Here is a 15,156-nt window from a genome sequence, read left to right on the forward strand (position 1 = left end):
ACTACGGCCCCTTTACGAAGGGATCATCGCTGCAGGAAATTGTCTGCGACCCGCTGCATGGCCACAGCGATGCGGGAATCGTCCAGCGGAAAGTGAAGCGATCCTTTTCCCACACGAGAAAGCCGGCATGCACCAGACTGGCGTGGTCAAAGGTACGGACGTCTTTCGCAATGGGGCGATCGACGTCGGGTTCAGCTACCCAGCGCACCACCGGTACTGTGTCCAACTGCTCTGTAAGTGCGAACAGATCGCTCACGCCCGCCTCGGCGTAGGCGGCCATGGCAGCGGCGTCCGGAAGCGAGCTATTCGCCAACACTGATGCGGTTACGTCCTGCGGGGCATCGCCGCCATGGGCGATAAGGGCGCGCATGCCGACCGTGGAGGCAGGACATTTGTTCAACTGCAGCAGATAGCCAGTGGTGTCTCCACTGCCAGAGAAGGAACGAAGCCAATAGCGATAGCGCGTGCCAGAATGGTCGGACACCATTACATCTTGGCGCCCATCCTCGCCCCTCACCTCGGTTAGCAGCACCTTCGCACTATCGTCCAGTACGCAGCCCAGCCCCGTCAGTACTCGCTTGGCGTCGGGAGGCAACAAGCCCACTCTGGCAGGAACATCTGGGGCGCCACTCACATTAGTCAACCCCGGCAACCCTTCGTCGCTCACTGCGACAACGTATGAAGAATCCCCAGCGGGCGGGATCGCGTGAGATACCAGGGGCCCTTCAAGGGCGGGGGTGCAGCCGCTGCAGATTCCCAGCGAAAGCAGGACAACCGATGAAGTCAGGTAGCGGTGTTGCATGGCTCAGCGTCCCCCCATGACAGGTGCTTCCTGCTGCTGTGCGGGTGTCAGTTGCAGGGGCATATGCGACTGCTGCTCCTGCGATTGCCGCTGAAGCTCCTGGAGACTGGCCTCTACGCTGGTCTCTGCAACCTTGGCCGCGTTTGTTCCGACGCGCTGTGCAGCTGGATCGGTCAGGCTGCCTTGAACCAGGAACAGCGTCTCGCCGGCCGCCCCACCCCGCACGGGATTACTTGCCACCACTTGGTCTACTCGGGTCAGGCCCGCGGCCTTCGCTTCAAGCAACATCACCAAGCTGTACTCGTCTGCGTGCTCTGCATAGGCACCGCCCATTGCGCGCAAGCCTTGGCTGATCTGCTGCTGTAGGGGATGGTCACGATGTGACGGCAGACGCGGATCATCTGTTGCTGCTGGGGAAACTTCCCGACCACCGCGCTCGCGAACCTGTCCAGGTGCGACCGAGGTCAAGACATACTGCCAACTGTTCTGTCCAGGCGTACCGCGCACGACCTCGATGAAGTCGTCGTACTTCCCACCATCGATGGTCTGGCAACCGGCTGAATCGGTGTTGCGCGAGCTTCCACGATGGATCTTGAAGGTCGAATTGAGGTCCTGCATTCCTTGGGTATCCCGCGCGTCAAACCAACCATCGCCATTACTGTCACGCTCGACGCGCCCCCCACCAGCCGCGACTGCTGCCGGAGTGGGCCGGAGTGCGAACTCTGCGGGACGGTCGCGGCGGGGGTGAGTAGTGGCCTGCATCGCCGTGGTTCCCTCAGTCAATCTGCCAAGATCCCTGACACCATCGCCGTTGACATCTTCTCCTTCGGTCTTCTTCTTCCGAATCACGTCTTCAAATACTGGACTCGGCTGCCTGCTCGCCGCATGGGCGTCATACTGAGCAGTGGGCTCGGTTGTTGCCTTGTTGAATTCACGGGCGTGCCGCCCACCTTCAACGTCTTTCCAGAGCACGACGATGCGGTCGTTGTAATCACCTTGGCCGCGCGCCGTGGTAGTGCGGTCCTCCTGACGCAATCCCAGAATGACGCGGTCCTGAGTGCGCATCGCATCATGCGCGGCGGCACTGCCCCGCACTTCTATCATGCTGCCATAGACATCGTACTGTTGGGCCTGGCTCAAATTTTCCGTTTCCGTTTCAACTGGCATCCGCGGCGGCCGCGACGCCTCGCGCAGTCGATCCAGCATCGGGCTGACAATAGCCCTGTCCCCGGCGGCAACACCCCCAGCAGCCCGCAACGCTCCCAGCTCCGCAGCCCCGCGAACCGAGACGTACCGGTCCAGTGACTCCTGGATGACCGCTGCCTGGCCATCTCGCAGCGCTTCCAGTCGTTCGGCCGCAGCGCGTGCGTGATTCTGCTGCAGCAATCGCACGACTTCGTCGGCTGCAGCGCTGATATCCATCTCGGGCATGTCCAGGTCCGTGTGATCCGCAAGGTACCCAGCCTATCCAACGCCCGAAGGCCCATTCTTGACCTACCGCACACACCGGCATCGGGGAATTCTGAATTGAACGGCCGTCGAGCAAGCTCGACGCTACGGGGCCGTTGCCCCGCTGCGCCTGGCCAGCCGCCGCGCCCGGCGCAGCACTTTAAGCGTGGCCTGTTCCCACTGCCTTGGCCCGCGCAGGCCCGCCAGCGAGGCCAGCTCACCGCGCTCCCAGCCAGCAAACACGCACGGGTCGATATAGGCCTTGCGGCAGACCGCCGGCGTATTGCCCAGCCGCGCGGCCACCTGGCACACCACCTCGCGCTGCGCCTTGGCCAGCGCACGCGGGCTGGCCGGTTCGGGCAGCTCGGTGGCGGCGAACGCTTGCACCGCCGCCAGGGTGCCGCCCCAGGTGCGGAAATCCTTGGCAGTGAAGTCTTCGCCCATCACGTCGCGCAGGTAGTCATTAACCGCCCCGGAATCGACCGGCTGCACGACACCGTCGTCGTCGCGGTACTGGAACAGCGCCTGCCCCGGCAACTGCTGGATGCCGCGCACCAGCGTGCCCAGACGGCGGTCACCCACCACCACCTCATGCAACTGCCCGGATTTGCCCCGGAAGCGCATGCGTACGCGGCCACCGCGCAGCAGGTCCAGATGCCGGTTGCGCAACGTGGTCAGCCCGTAGGATTTGTTCTCCTGCGCATAGCTTTCGTTGCCTACCCGCACCAGGGTGTCGGCCAGCAGCGCCACCACCACCGCCAGCACCTTGTCGCGCGGGAAGCCGGGATGCTTCAGGTCGCGCGCCAGGCGCCGGCGCAGCGCAGGCAGCGCTTCACCAAAGGCGATCACCCGGTCGAACTTGCCGGCATCGCGCACGGCGGCCCAGTCGGCGTGGTAACGGTACTGCTTGCGCCCGCGCGCATCGCGGCCGGTCGCCTGCAGGTGGCCATTGGCGTGGGCACAGATCCACACGGCGGTGTAGGCCGGCGGAATGGCCAGCGCGCGGATGCGCTGCAGGGTGGCGGCATCGCGCAGCGCGTGGCCGTCGGCATCGCGGTAACTGAAACCCTTGCCTGCGCGACGGCGGCTGATGCCGGGCTGGGTGTCATCGACATAGCGCAGGCCGGCGGCGCGTGCGGCCTGGCGTTCGGGGGTGGCGGTGGTGGGCATGGCTGGCAGCATGGCCAGCGCCGTGCAGCCAGCGCGTCAATAACGCAAGACAAACACGTGAGGGTGGGTTCGCGGCTATGCTCGGGGCATACCCTTCCATCTCTATCTGGAGTCCTTGATGTCGTTTCCGATCCGTGCCCGATCCCTGTCCGCCCTGCTGCTGCCGGCCGTGCTGGCCTTGACCGCCTGCCAGGCGCCGTCGATGGACGAGCAGGATGCGGCCACTGCCAACGCCCAGCAGGCCGCCGAAGCGGCCAAGGCCCCGGCCGATGAAGCCGGCAAGGCCACCGAAGCACCGCCGGCCGGCACCTGCGATGCCAGCCAGGTGCAGAGCCTGGTCGGCCAGGCCTACACCGATGCGGTGGGCAAGCAGGCCCAGGAAGATGCCGGTGCCAGCCAGGTGCGCGTGCTCAAGCCCAACGACGTGGCCACCATGGAATTCCTGGGTGACCGCCTGAATGTGGAAGTGGACGCCAAGGATGTGGTGAGCGGCGTTCGCTGCGGCTGAAAAACCCCTGCGCTGGCAGGCACTTGCCAGCGCTTTGGTTGCACGCGCAACCGTGTGTTGCGGCGTTGCAGCAACTGTGATCTAGTCGAGGCATCCGGTGGCCTCACGATGCGCTCCAGGGAATGAGCGGGCACGAGTGTCCCCGCTCATTTCATTTCGCATCGAGGTAGAGATGGCCCCCCGCAACCGCCAAGGGCTTTACGACCCGCGCTCCGAGCGCGATGCCTGTGGATTCGGCATGGTCGCCCAGCTCGACGACCAGCCTTCGCGTCTGCTGGTCGACACCGCCATTGCCGCGCTGTCGCGCATGACCCACCGCGGCGGTGTCGCCGCCGATGGCCTGACCGGCGACGGCTGCGGCCTGCTGCTGCGCCGCCCCGATGCCTTCCTGAAACTGCTGGCCAGCGAGGCTGGCATCGCCATCGGCGCGCGCTTCACCGCCGGCCTGGTGTTCCTGCCGCACGATGAAGCGGCCGCCCACGCCTGCCGCGCGCAGCTGCAGCAGCAGATCGAAGCGGTGGGCTGCAAGGTGGCCGGCTGGCGCCTGGTGCCGACCGACGACAGCGTGTGCGGCCAGCTTGCGCGCGACACGCTGCCGCGCATCGAACAGGTGTTCGTCGATGCCGGTGTCGGCCAGGACGATGCCGGCTTCGCGCTGGCCCTGTTCCTGGCCCGCCGCCGCAGCGAACAGCAGCTGCGCGAGCACGCCGATTTCTACGTCACCACGCTCACCCCGAACGCGATCAGCTACAAGGGCATGGTGCTGCCGGACAAGCTCAGCCGCTTCTACACCGATCTGCAGCGGCGCGAACTGGCCTCCAGCGCCATCGTGTTCCACCAGCGCTTTTCCACCAATACGCTGCCGCGCTGGCCGCTGGCCCACCCGTTCCGCATGCTTGCCCACAACGGCGAGATCAACACCATCGAGGGCAACCGCCGCTGGGCGCAGGCGCGCAGCAAGGTGTGGAAGACCCCGCGCTTCGACATCGCCGAGTTCGATCCGGTCATCTCCATGCACGGCTCGGATTCGCAGAGCCTGGACAACATGCTGGAACTGATGGTGTCCGGTGGCATGGAACTGATCCAGGCGCTGCGCATCCTGGTACCGCCGGCCACCCAGTCGCTGGAATTCAAGGATCCGGACCTGGCCGCGTTCTACGAGTTCTACGGCTTGAACAGCGAGCCGTGGGACGGCCCGGCCGGCATCGTCGCCTGCGACAGCCGCTACGCGGTCTGTACCCTGGACCGCAACGGCCTGCGCCCGGCGCGCTGGATGCTGACCGCCGACCGCCACTTCCTGGTCGCCTCCGAAGCCGGTGTGTGGGAAGTGCCCACCGAGCGCGTGGTGCGCAAGGGCAAGCTGGGGCCCGGCGAAATGATCGCCATCGACCTCAAGCGCGGCGACCTGCTCGATTCGGAGGCCATCGACCGCATCAACCGCGGCCGCGCGCCGTACAAGCAGTGGCTGCAGCAGGGCGTGACCTACCTGCAGACCGAACTGATCGATCCGTCGCTGGTGGAGGAACCCTTCGACGAGGGCACCCTGCGCAGCTACCACAAGCTGTACCAGCTCAGCAGCGAAGAAGTGGAGCAGGTGCTGCGGCCGCTGGCCGAGACCGAGCAGGAAGCCACCGGCTCGATGGGTGATGACACGCCGATGGCCGTGCTGAGCCAGCGCAGCCGTCCGCTCTTCGACTACTTCCGCCAGGCCTTCGCGCAGGTCACCAACCCGCCCATCGATCCGCTGCGCGAAGACTGCGCGATGTCCCTGTCCACCCAGCTCGGCAAGGAGACCAACATCTTCCATGCCGGGCCGGAGACGGTGAACCACGTCATCCTGAACTCGCCGGTGCTGAGCCAGCGCAAGCTGCGCCAGCTGCTGAAGATGGACCAGTACGTGCAGGCCAACCGCCTGCTGGACCTGTCCTACAGCGAAGACGAAGGCCTGCACGCCGGCATCGAGCGCATCTGCGCCGAGGCCGAACAGGCCGCCCGCGAGGGCATGGTGATGCTGCTGCTGTCCGACCGCTACCCGGTGGCCGGTCGGCCGATGGTGCATGCCCTGCTGGCCACCAGTGCCATCCACCACCACCTCTCGCGCCTGGGCCTGCGCTGCGACGTCAACCTGATCGTCGAGACCGGCACCGCGCGCGACCCGCACCACATGGCCTGCCTGCTCGGCTTCGGTGCCACCGCCGTCTACCCGTACCTGGCCTACCAGACCCTGTTCGACCTGGGCCGGCGCGGCATCCTCAAGCTCAGCAAGGGCGGCGAGCAGTCGCAGATCGGCCGCCGCTACCGCAAGGGCGTCTACAAGGGCCTGTCGAAGATCATCTCGAAGATGGGCATCTGTACCGTGGCCAGTTACCGCGGCGCGCAGCTGTTCGAGATCATCGGCCTGGAACCGGAGGTGGTCGAGCTGTGCTTCCCCGATACGGCTTCGCGCATCGGCGGGGCCGGTTTCGCGCGCCTGGATGCCGACGCGCGCGAGCTGTGCGCGCAGGCCTGGGATGCGCAGCAGGGCGTGGATGTCGGCGGCCTGCTGAAGTACGTGCACGGTGGCGAATACCACATGTACAACCCGGACGTGGTGACCACCCTGCAGCGCGCGGCGCGCAGCGGTGACCCGCGTGCGTGGCAGCAGTACTGCGATGCGGTGCATGCACGGCCGCCGTCGGCGCTGCGTGACCTGCTGGAACTGGTACCGGCCGCCACGCCGACGCCGTTGGACGAGGTCGCCCCGGCCAGCGAACTGTTCCCGCGCTTCGATACCGCCGCCATCAGCCTGGGGGCGCTCTCGCCCGAAGCACACGAAGCACTGGCCATTGCCATGAACCGCCTCGGCGGCCGTAGCAATTCCGGCGAAGGTGGCGAAGACCCGGCGCGCTACGGCACGCAGCGGCGCAGCAAGATCAAGCAGGTGGCCTCGGGCCGCTTCGGTGTCACCGCCGAATACCTGGTCAATGCCGAGGTGCTGCAGATCAAGGTCGCGCAGGGTGCCAAGCCCGGCGAAGGCGGCCAGTTGCCCGGCCACAAGGTCAATGAACTGATCGCACGGCTGCGCTATGCCAAGCCGGGCATTGGCCTGATCTCGCCGCCGCCGCACCACGACATCTATTCGATCGAAGACCTGGCCCAGCTGATCTACGACCTGAAGCAGGTGAACCCCACCGCGCTGGTGTCGGTGAAGCTGGTCAGCCACGCCGGCGTGGGCACGATTGCCGCTGGCGTGGTCAAGGCCGGCGCCGACCTGATCACCATCTCCGGCCATGACGGCGGCACCGGTGCATCGCCGGTCAGCTCGATCCGCTATGCCGGCGTGCCGTGGGAGCTGGGCGTGGCTGAGGCGCACCAGGCGCTGCTGGCCAACGACCTGCGCGGGCGCACCCTGCTGCAGACCGACGGTGGCCTGAAGACCGGCCTGGACGTGGTGAAGGCAGCACTGCTGGGTGCGGACAGCTTCGGCTTCGGCACCGCACCGATGATCGTGCTGGGCTGCAAGTACCTGCGCATCTGCCACCTGAACAACTGCGCCACCGGTGTGGCTACCCAGGACGATCGCCTGCGCGAGAACCACTTCACCGGCCAGCCCGAGCGCGTGGAGAACTTCTTCCGTCTGCTGGCCGAGGAAGTGCGTGGCTGGTTGTCCTATCTGGGCGCACGTTCGCTGAAAGAGATCGTCGGCCGCACCGACCTGCTGCGGCAGATCGAGGCCGCGCCGCGCGACGGCGTGCGCGTGGACCTGTCGCGCCTGCTGGCCGATGCCCGTTACGAAGGCAGCCACTGCGCTGCGCAGCGCCTGTACGAATCGCCGGACAGCCTGGCTACGCAGATGGACGGCCTGCTGGCGCCGGCCATCGAGCACAAGCAGGGGGGCGAGCACCGCTTCCTGATCCACAACACCGACCGCAGCATCGGCACCCGCCTGGCCGGCGCTGTGGCCCGCGCGCACGGCAACCAGGGCATGGCCGAATCACCGCTGGAACTGCGCTTCCGCGGCAGTGCCGGGCAGAGCTTCGGCGCGTTCAACGTCGGCGGCCTGCACCTGGAAGTGGAAGGCGAAGCCAACGATTACGTCGGCAAGGGCATGGCCGGTGGCCGCCTGGTGGTGCGTCCGCCGCGCGGCGCGCGCTTCGAGGCGCGCAGTACCGCCATCATCGGCAACACCTGCCTGTACGGCGCCACCGGTGGCGAGCTGTTTGCCGCCGGCCGCGCGGGCGAACGCTTCGCGGTGCGCAATTCCGGCGCGCTGGCGGTGGTGGAAGGTGCCGGTGACCACTGCTGTGAATACATGACCGACGGCGTGGTGCTGGTGCTGGGCAAGGTCGGCCTGAACTTCGGTGCCGGCTTCACCGGCGGCCTGGCCTACGTGCTGGACGTGGACCGCGATTTCGTTGACCGCTACAACCACGAGCTGATCGACATCCACCGCGTGTCCGCCGAGGGTTTCGAGAACTACCGCCAGCACCTGCACCGCCTGATCGGCCGCCACCGCGAGCTGACCGGCAGTATCTGGGCGCAGCAGATCATGGACGAGTTCCGCGATTACATCGGCAAGTTCTGGCTGGTCAAACCCAAGGCCGCCAGCATCGAGTCGCTGACCGAAACCCTGCGCCGCGCCGCCTGAGCGCGCGCACTGCACTGCCGAGACGATCATGAGCCGCAAGCACGCTTTCCAGTTCCTCGACCTGCCCCGCACCATGCCGCAGCGCATCCCGGTGGAGCTGCGCACCTCCGGCGACTGGGGTGAGCTGTACGGAAAATTCGGCAAGGAAGATGCCCAGTACCAGGCCGGCCGCTGCCTGGACTGCGGCAACCCCTACTGCAGCTGGAAGTGCCCGGTGCACAACGCCATTCCGCAGTGGCTGCAGCTGGTGCAGGAGAACCGGATCCACGAAGCGGCCACGCTGTGCCACAGCACCAATCCGCTGCCGGAAGTGTGTGGCCGGGTGTGCCCGCAGGACCGCCTGTGCGAAGGCAGCTGCACGCTGGAAGAGTTCGGTGCGGTCACCATCGGCGCGGTCGAGAAGTACATCGTCGATACCGCGCTGGCCACCGGCTGGCGCCCCGACCTGGAAGCGGTGCAGCCCACCGGGCACAGCGTGGCGGTGATCGGGGCCGGCCCGGCCGGCCTGGCCTGCGCCGACCGCCTGGCGCGCGCCGGCATTGCCGCGGTGGTCTATGACCGCTACGAGCAGATCGGTGGCCTGCTGCAGTTCGGCATTCCCAGCTTCAAGCTGGACAAGGACGTGATCCATCGCCGCCGCGAAGTGCTGGAGGGCATGGGCGTGCAGTTCCGGCTGGGCGTGGAGATCGGGCGCGATATCAGCGTGCAGCAGCTGCTGGACACCCATGACGCGGTGTTCGTCGGCACCGGCGCATACCGCTACACCGACGGCGGGCTGGTGGGCCAGGACCTGAAGGGCGTGCTGCCGGCGCTGCCTTTCCTGGTGCAGAACAGCCGCATTGTCAGTGGCGACGATCCGAAGGGGCGCCCGATCGCCGGCTGGGAAGACACCATTGCCCTGCCCGATCTGAACGGCAAGCGCGTGGTCGTGCTGGGCGGTGGCGATACCGGCATGGACTGCGTGCGCAGTGCCGTGCGCCTGGGCGCGGCCAAGGTCACCTGCGCCTACCGCCGCGATGAAGCGAACATGCCCGGCAGCGCGCGCGAAGTGGCCAATGCGCGCGAGGAGGGCGTGCGCTTCCTGTTCAACCGCCAGCCGCTGTCGATCGAAGCCGGTGCCGACGATGAAGTGATCGGCGTGACCGTGGTCGAAACCCGCCTGGGCGAACCCGATGCCAATGGCCGCCAGAACGCGGTGCCGATCGACGGCAGCGAATCGCTGCTGGAGGCCGACGTGGTGATCATCGCGTTCGGCTTCTCGCCCACGCTGCCGTCGTGGCTGGCCGAACACGGCGTGGAAAGCCAGGGCAATGGCCGCATTGTCGCCGGTGGCAAGCAGCGCCTGCCGTACCAGACCGCCCACCCGCGCCTGTTCGCCGGTGGCGACGCGGTGCGCGGTGCCGACCTGGTGGTGACGGCCGTGGCCGAAGGTCGCGATGCGGCTGCCAGCATTGTGCGGCTATTGGCCAGCTGAGTCCGTCGCGGCCGAACGCAGCAGCGGCGCCAGCAGTTCGACCACCGCCGCGTGCAGTTCATGGGCCGCCACGGGTTTGGCCAGGAAGCGGTTGATGCCGGCGTCGTGGCAGGCCTGCCGTGTGCTGTCCAGCACACTGGCGCTGAGCGCGATGATCGGTACCCGCGCCGCCGCAGGGCGCGGGTCGGCACGGATCGCCCGGGCCAGGGCCACGCCATCCATGCCCGGCATCTGGCAGTCGGTGACCACCAGCCCGAAGGACTGCGCCTGCCAGGCCGCCCACGCCTGCCCACCGTCGGCCACCGCCAGCACCCGCAGCCCGTGCGCGCGCAGCCGGTTGACCAACAGTTGGCGGTTGGTGGGGTGATCCTCGGCCACCAGCACATCCACACGCGGCAACGCGCCTTCCGGCACCGAAGCGGCCGGCAGATCCGCCGGGGGGGCACAGGCGGGCAGCCGCAGGTCCAGCCAGACGCGGGTGCCCTGCCCCACCGCGCTGCGCAGCTGCAGCTGGCTGCCCATGGATGCGGCCAGATCGTGGCAGATCGCCAGCCCCAGCCCGCTGCCGCCAAAGCGCCGTGTGGTGGACGCGTCCGCCTGGGTGTAGGCACTGAATACAGCCCGTTGCCGTGCGGGGCTGATACCCACGCCGGTATCGGTCACCTGCAGCCGTAACGTCTGCCCCTCGTACGGCTGCGGTGACGCCTGCGGCAACACCTGTACGCGCAGTTCCACGCCGCCGTGCAGGGTGAATTTGAGCGCGTTGCCGACCAGGTTCATCAGGATCTGCCGCAGGCGCAGCGCATCCACCCACGAACCGGGCTGCAGCCGTGGGTCTACGTCGCAGCGCAGGTACAGTCCCTTGCTGGTCGCCAGCGGCGCCAGCAGCCGCTGCACGCCCAGCAGCAGCGCCCGCAGGTCGGTGGGCTGCGGGGCCAGCGCTGCCGCTTCCGGCTGCAGGCGTTGGCTGTCCAGCACGTCATCGAGGATCTGCCGCAGCAGGGTGGCAGCCTCGTCCAGGCTGCACAGCGACTGCTGCTGGCGGACATCCAGAGCGGTGCCGCCAAGCGCTTCCAGCAACCCCAGCAGGGTGCTCATCGGCGTACGGATCTGGTGGCTCATCGTGGCCAGGAAGTGGGTCTTGGCCAGTGCGGCCTGCTCGGCCTCCTGGCGCGCCGCTTCAAGCGCCTGTGCGCGGTGGTGGGCATCGGTCACATCCATCCAGTAACCGGTCCATTCCATGCTGCCCGGATCGCCGCTGCTGTCAGCGGTGGGCTGCGCGCGCGAACGCACCCAGCGCCAGCCCCGCCGGCCGCGGCTGCGGAAGCGGACATCGATCGGGCCCCGTGCAAGCGCGGCGGCGTCGACGTGGGCGAGCACGCGCACGCGGTCGTCGGGGTGGACGGCCGCCATCAACTGCGTGTAGTCGATGCGCGCCGTGTCCACGCTGACCCCGAACAGCGCATGCACATCGCCGGCGATGTGCGGCACGCTGTAGATGCCGCAACTGCTGCGCCGGGCACGGAACACCACCGCAGGCAGACTGGCGGTGACCTCCTGCAGACGCTGTTCCAGCCGATGCCGGTGCATGCCCTCACGGTGCAGGCGCCAGAACCCGTAGGCATGCACCAGCGCCAGGGCCAGCGCCGCCAGCAGGGTGGGCACCAGCCAGCGCAGCGCGCGCTGCTGCGGGCCGGGCCGCACCTCGGCCTGCAGCGGCATCCATTTCGCCAGTGCGCGGGCTGGCGGGGTCTGCGACACGTCGTGCAGCAGCGGGGTGTAGCGGGCCAGGCGCGTCGCACATTCGGGCACCGTGGCCAACACCAGCGCATCGCTGAAGCCCGCCGGCGCAGCCACCTGCAGCACGTCACCGTAGTGGCGCAGGGCAGCGCTGGCTTCAGCGAGGTTCCCTACAACGGCATCGACACGGCCTTCCACCAACAGCTCAATGGCTTTGGCCATGGGTGCGGGCGGCAGCAGCAAGGCGTCGGGGGCTTCTTCACGCAGGCGACTGGCCAGTGGCTGCCTGTCGGGGCTGGCGACGGTCGCGCCCTGCAGGTCACCCAGCCCCCACACCGGCCGCGCGCCGCGCTGGCGCACGATCACCTGCGGCACCTGCAGCACGCTGGGGCTGCTGGCCCACCCGGCGGGCACCTGTGCCTTCGGCCACCCCAGAATGGCCTGGGTTCCCGGCGGAAGGTGCTGCTCAGACACTGCGGCGGCCGGCACCGGGGTAGCGTTGACGCTGGGGTCGTGGGCCTGCAGCAGGGACAGATGGTCAGCGAGCACACCTGCCGGCTGGCCCTGATGCACCATCGACAGCGGCGGCTGATCGGCCGGATAGGCCAGCGAAAGTGGGCCTGTGCACGCGTCCTGTGCGGACGCGGCAGGCGCGGCTGCAAGCAGGGCCAGCAAACGTCGCAGGGCACGACCGGCGACGATCACGTTGGCATCCTCTCTGTCGCGGGCAGGTGGGCAGCGAACCCCAGTGATTCGATGCCCTCGGTAACGCTAGCGATTCCGGACCACATAACAATGAGGAAAATTGCAAAAGCCGCACTGCCGAGCTGATAGCGACTTACACTGCCGCTTCTACCCGATATCGGAGCCCACGATGCGCATCGGCCTGGCCGCCAACCGCCTGCACCACCATGATCCGCGTGCCGCACTGTTCCGCTGGTTGCGCGCCAGTGAAGCCGGTCTGCGCCAGCTGGGCGTGTCGCTGCATGCGGTGGGCCGCACCCACGACGCGATCGAGCGCAACGGCTTCCTGTCCGGTTATGCGGGCCTGCATCGCTATCCCTACGGCCGCCAGGGCGGCCTGATGAAGCTGGTGGCCGAAGTGGTCGGCATGGGACCGGAGCGCACCCTCGATGGCGCGATCTACCTGATCGATCCAGTCGACCCGTCGTCGGTGTTTCCCGAGGCGACCGCGCTCAAGCGTCAATGCGTGATCCACGGCAAGCCGTTCATTTCGACGGTGGCCACCGCGCGCGACTGGATCGAGATCGAACGCGTCCACGCCGGGTTGGCCGCCGATGCCGGTGCTGATGACCTGCATGCGTTCGAAGGACAGACCCTGGCGCTGATCGCCCACGATGCGATGAAGCCGGCGATGCTGGCCTTCGCCGACGAGCATTTCGACGTGCTGGCCCGCTTCGGTGAGCGCGTGGCCACCGGCACCACCGGCCAGCGCCTCAACGAGCTGGCGTGGAGCCGCGGCTGGCCCACCGATACGCCGTGGGTGACGCGCTACCAGAGCGGCCCGATGGGCGGCGATGCGCAGATTGCCGACCGCGTGCTGGAGGGGCGCTGTCAGCGCGCGATCTTCTTCGAGGACCCGCACGTGGCACGCCAGCACGAAGCCGACATCCAGCTGCTGGAGCGGGCGGTGACGACGGTGACCGACCAGGCGGTGTGCATCACCGCACCGCGGGTGGCGGCACGCTGGGCGGCGGCGGCGGCGCTGCGCGCGGGTTGATGGGGGGGTATCGGCCAACGGCTGAGACCCTCGTGGTGGTGCGGGTCGGCGGGTTGCTGGGCTTGCCCGGGTGGTATGGGCTACGCAGGACACGCCGTAAACCCGTCCATGGGGGCTCGTAGGCGCCATCCATGGCGCCCGCGGTCCTGCGCAGCCCATACCACCCGGCCACGGACAGCTTCCGGTGTGCCCACCACGGAAGAAAGAAAGAAGAGCAGGAGCGGGTCGCGTGCTGCGCACGCTTCTGCAGAGCAGGGCCATGCTCACTGTACCGTAGGGGCGTTTATCCAAGCTCGGTACGAAAAGCTCTGTGCGGGCGCCGCTGCGCCGCTCCCACCACGATGGATGACCATGCGTTTCGTAAAGAACCAGGCAAGCCGTAGGCTCGCTACCGATCAGCGCGCGAGCCTGTTGATGTGGAAGTCACACCCTTGCGCCTGGCCCCAGAAGGTAATGGCGACAACCCCCGCCATCACTACTGCCCCCCCGTAGGTGGTGGACAGCATCAGTATCGACAGAGGTTTGTTCTCGAATCTGAAAACCCGCCGGTACATCTCGAACATGCCCTCGAAGGTATTCATGTTGATCCCGTTCTTTTTGCAGTACGCGTTTGCAGAAAGTACGGCAGCCAACCCCGCAACCACACAGAGTGCAAAGCCGGCGATCCTGATGATTTGAAGCAACTCGCACATAACCTCTCCTGGAGCGATGCTGCGCACGCTCGGATGCGGGCCATTGTCGGATGGAAAACCCCTTCTGTTGAAGGGGCGCGCCGTAGGCGGGGGTAGAGGAAGAATGCGGGGGCGACTGCGGTAGCGCTGGCGCGCTACAGCAGCTGGCGCAGCATGGCCTTCAGTCGGCGGCCTTCCAGCTGGAAGTAATCGCGCTGCTCGCGCCAGGCGGGGAAGCGCTGTTCCACTTCCTGCCAGAACGCGGGTGAGTGGTTGGCCTGGATCAGGTGGCAGAGCTCGTGCACCAGCACGTATTCGAAGGCCGCCGGGCGGCCCAGCACCAGCGCCAGGTCCAGCGCCATGCTGCCGTCGGGGGCCAGCGAGCCCCATTGCGAGGACATCACCTTCAGACGTACGCGGCTGGGCGCACGCGGCAGGCTCGGCAGGTACTTCGGCAGCCAGCGGCCGACGTCGACGCGGGTCTGTGCTTCGTAGAACTCACGCAGCAGGCGGCGCAGGGTGGCGTCGCCGGCACGGGTCGGCCACTGCACGCAGGCGCCGTGTTCGTCGATCTCCAGCCGGGCGTAGCGGCCTTCCTGCCAACGCACCGGCAGCAGCTCGCCACGCAGCGGCAGCATGCCCGCCTCGCCCGGCTGCAGCGGTGCCGGCAGGCCGTTGTCCTGGTAGGCGCGCAGCTGCAGCGCCAGCCAGTCGCGGTGCTGTTCGAGGAAACGCTCGCCCATCACCAGGCTGGCACGCGATGGCAGGGTCAGCCGCGCACCGCGCTCGTCCACGCTCAGCTTGATGCGCCGCGCGCGCGGATCGCGCACGCGCAACACCTCGATCTCGGCATCTTCCAGGCGCAGGCGCACGGTGTCGCGCTGCACGGTGGCGGGCGGGGTCGTGCCGATCAGGCGGCGCAGCAGGCGGCTCATGTGCCCAGCATAGCGCTGCGCGGGGCCGCTGGATGACCG

10 protein-coding genes are annotated in these 15,156 nt (G+C 67.7%); 4 read left to right on the plus strand and 6 right to left on the minus strand.

Annotated features, from left to right (window positions below):
* Position 1 precedes the first annotated feature (1 nt).
* From RTY46_RS01685 to RTY46_RS01695, 3 genes are all read right to left on the minus strand, one after another.
* Positions 2-484, minus strand: coding sequence for a hypothetical protein (locus RTY46_RS01685; RefSeq protein ID WP_312706373.1), 483 nt, complete (start codon positions 482-484; stop codon positions 2-4).
* 321 nt (positions 485-805) lie between these two features.
* A complete protein-coding gene (locus RTY46_RS01690) occupies positions 806-2,233 on the minus strand; it encodes an XVIPCD domain-containing protein (protein WP_312706374.1) in 1,428 nt (475 codons plus the stop codon).
* A gap of 123 nt (positions 2,234-2,356) precedes the next feature.
* Positions 2,357-3,421 carry a DNA topoisomerase IB gene (locus RTY46_RS01695; protein WP_312706375.1) on the minus strand — a complete coding sequence of 355 codons (1,065 nt, stop codon included), beginning with the start codon at positions 3,419-3,421 and terminating at the stop codon, positions 2,357-2,359.
* A 118-nt stretch (positions 3,422-3,539) separates the two neighbouring features.
* Here RTY46_RS01695 and RTY46_RS01700 point away from each other — a divergent pair, with 118 nt between their 5' ends.
* From RTY46_RS01700 to RTY46_RS01710, 3 genes are all read left to right on the plus strand, one after another.
* Positions 3,540-3,929, plus strand: a complete 390-nt coding sequence (locus RTY46_RS01700) for an I78 family peptidase inhibitor (protein WP_312706376.1) — start codon at positions 3,540-3,542, stop codon at positions 3,927-3,929.
* A gap of 172 nt (positions 3,930-4,101) precedes the next feature.
* Complete coding sequence (gltB, locus tag RTY46_RS01705; RefSeq protein WP_312706377.1) at positions 4,102-8,556, plus strand: glutamate synthase large subunit; 4,455 nt, start codon at positions 4,102-4,104, stop codon at positions 8,554-8,556.
* Between the two features lie 28 nt (positions 8,557-8,584).
* A complete protein-coding gene (locus RTY46_RS01710; protein ID WP_312706378.1) occupies positions 8,585-10,030 on the plus strand; it encodes an FAD-dependent oxidoreductase in 1,446 nt (481 codons plus the stop codon).
* Here RTY46_RS01710 and RTY46_RS01715 read toward each other — a convergent pair.
* Positions 10,016-12,475, minus strand: coding sequence for a response regulator (locus RTY46_RS01715; protein WP_312706379.1), 2,460 nt, complete (start codon positions 12,473-12,475; stop codon positions 10,016-10,018). The genes RTY46_RS01710 and RTY46_RS01715 overlap by 15 nt on opposite strands.
* A gap of 169 nt (positions 12,476-12,644) precedes the next feature.
* On the opposite strand from RTY46_RS01715, the gene RTY46_RS01720 reads away from it, so the two are divergent.
* Positions 12,645-13,511, plus strand: coding sequence for a methylglyoxal synthase (locus RTY46_RS01720; RefSeq protein ID WP_312706380.1), 867 nt, complete (start codon positions 12,645-12,647; stop codon positions 13,509-13,511).
* A gap of 395 nt (positions 13,512-13,906) precedes the next feature.
* On the opposite strand, the gene RTY46_RS01725 is transcribed toward RTY46_RS01720, so the two are convergent.
* Positions 13,907-14,203 carry a hypothetical protein gene (locus RTY46_RS01725; RefSeq protein WP_312706381.1) on the minus strand — a complete coding sequence of 99 codons (297 nt, stop codon included), beginning with the start codon at positions 14,201-14,203 and terminating at the stop codon, positions 13,907-13,909.
* 134 nt (positions 14,204-14,337) lie between these two features.
* Complete coding sequence (locus tag RTY46_RS01730) at positions 14,338-15,117, minus strand: SprT family zinc-dependent metalloprotease (RefSeq protein WP_312706382.1); 780 nt, start codon at positions 15,115-15,117, stop codon at positions 14,338-14,340.
* Positions 15,118-15,156: the final 39 nt, after the last annotated feature.

The organism is Stenotrophomonas sp. (assembly GCF_032056425.1).
Taxonomy (GTDB): Bacteria; Pseudomonadota; Gammaproteobacteria; order Xanthomonadales; family Xanthomonadaceae; genus Stenotrophomonas.

Bases quoted from the DNA above. Each gene is read 5' to 3' on its own strand.
- RTY46_RS01690 (WP_312706374.1), bottom strand. From the start codon at position 2,233: ATGCCCGAGATGGATATCAGCGCTGCAGCCGACGAAGTCGTGCGATTG.
- RTY46_RS01695 (WP_312706375.1), bottom strand. From the start codon at position 3,421: ATGCCCACCACCGCCACCCCCGAACGCCAGGCCGCACGCGCCGCCGGC.
- RTY46_RS01700 (WP_312706376.1), top strand. From the start codon at position 3,540: ATGTCGTTTCCGATCCGTGCCCGATCCCTGTCCGCCCTGCTGCTGCCG.
- gltB (WP_312706377.1), top strand. From the start codon at position 4,102: ATGGCCCCCCGCAACCGCCAAGGGCTTTACGACCCGCGCTCCGAGCGC.
- RTY46_RS01710 (WP_312706378.1), top strand. From the start codon at position 8,585: ATGAGCCGCAAGCACGCTTTCCAGTTCCTCGACCTGCCCCGCACCATG.
- RTY46_RS01720 (WP_312706380.1), top strand. From the start codon at position 12,645: ATGCGCATCGGCCTGGCCGCCAACCGCCTGCACCACCATGATCCGCGT.
- RTY46_RS01725 (WP_312706381.1), bottom strand. From the start codon at position 14,203: ATGTGCGAGTTGCTTCAAATCATCAGGATCGCCGGCTTTGCACTCTGT.
- RTY46_RS01730 (WP_312706382.1), bottom strand. From the start codon at position 15,117: ATGAGCCGCCTGCTGCGCCGCCTGATCGGCACGACCCCGCCCGCCACC.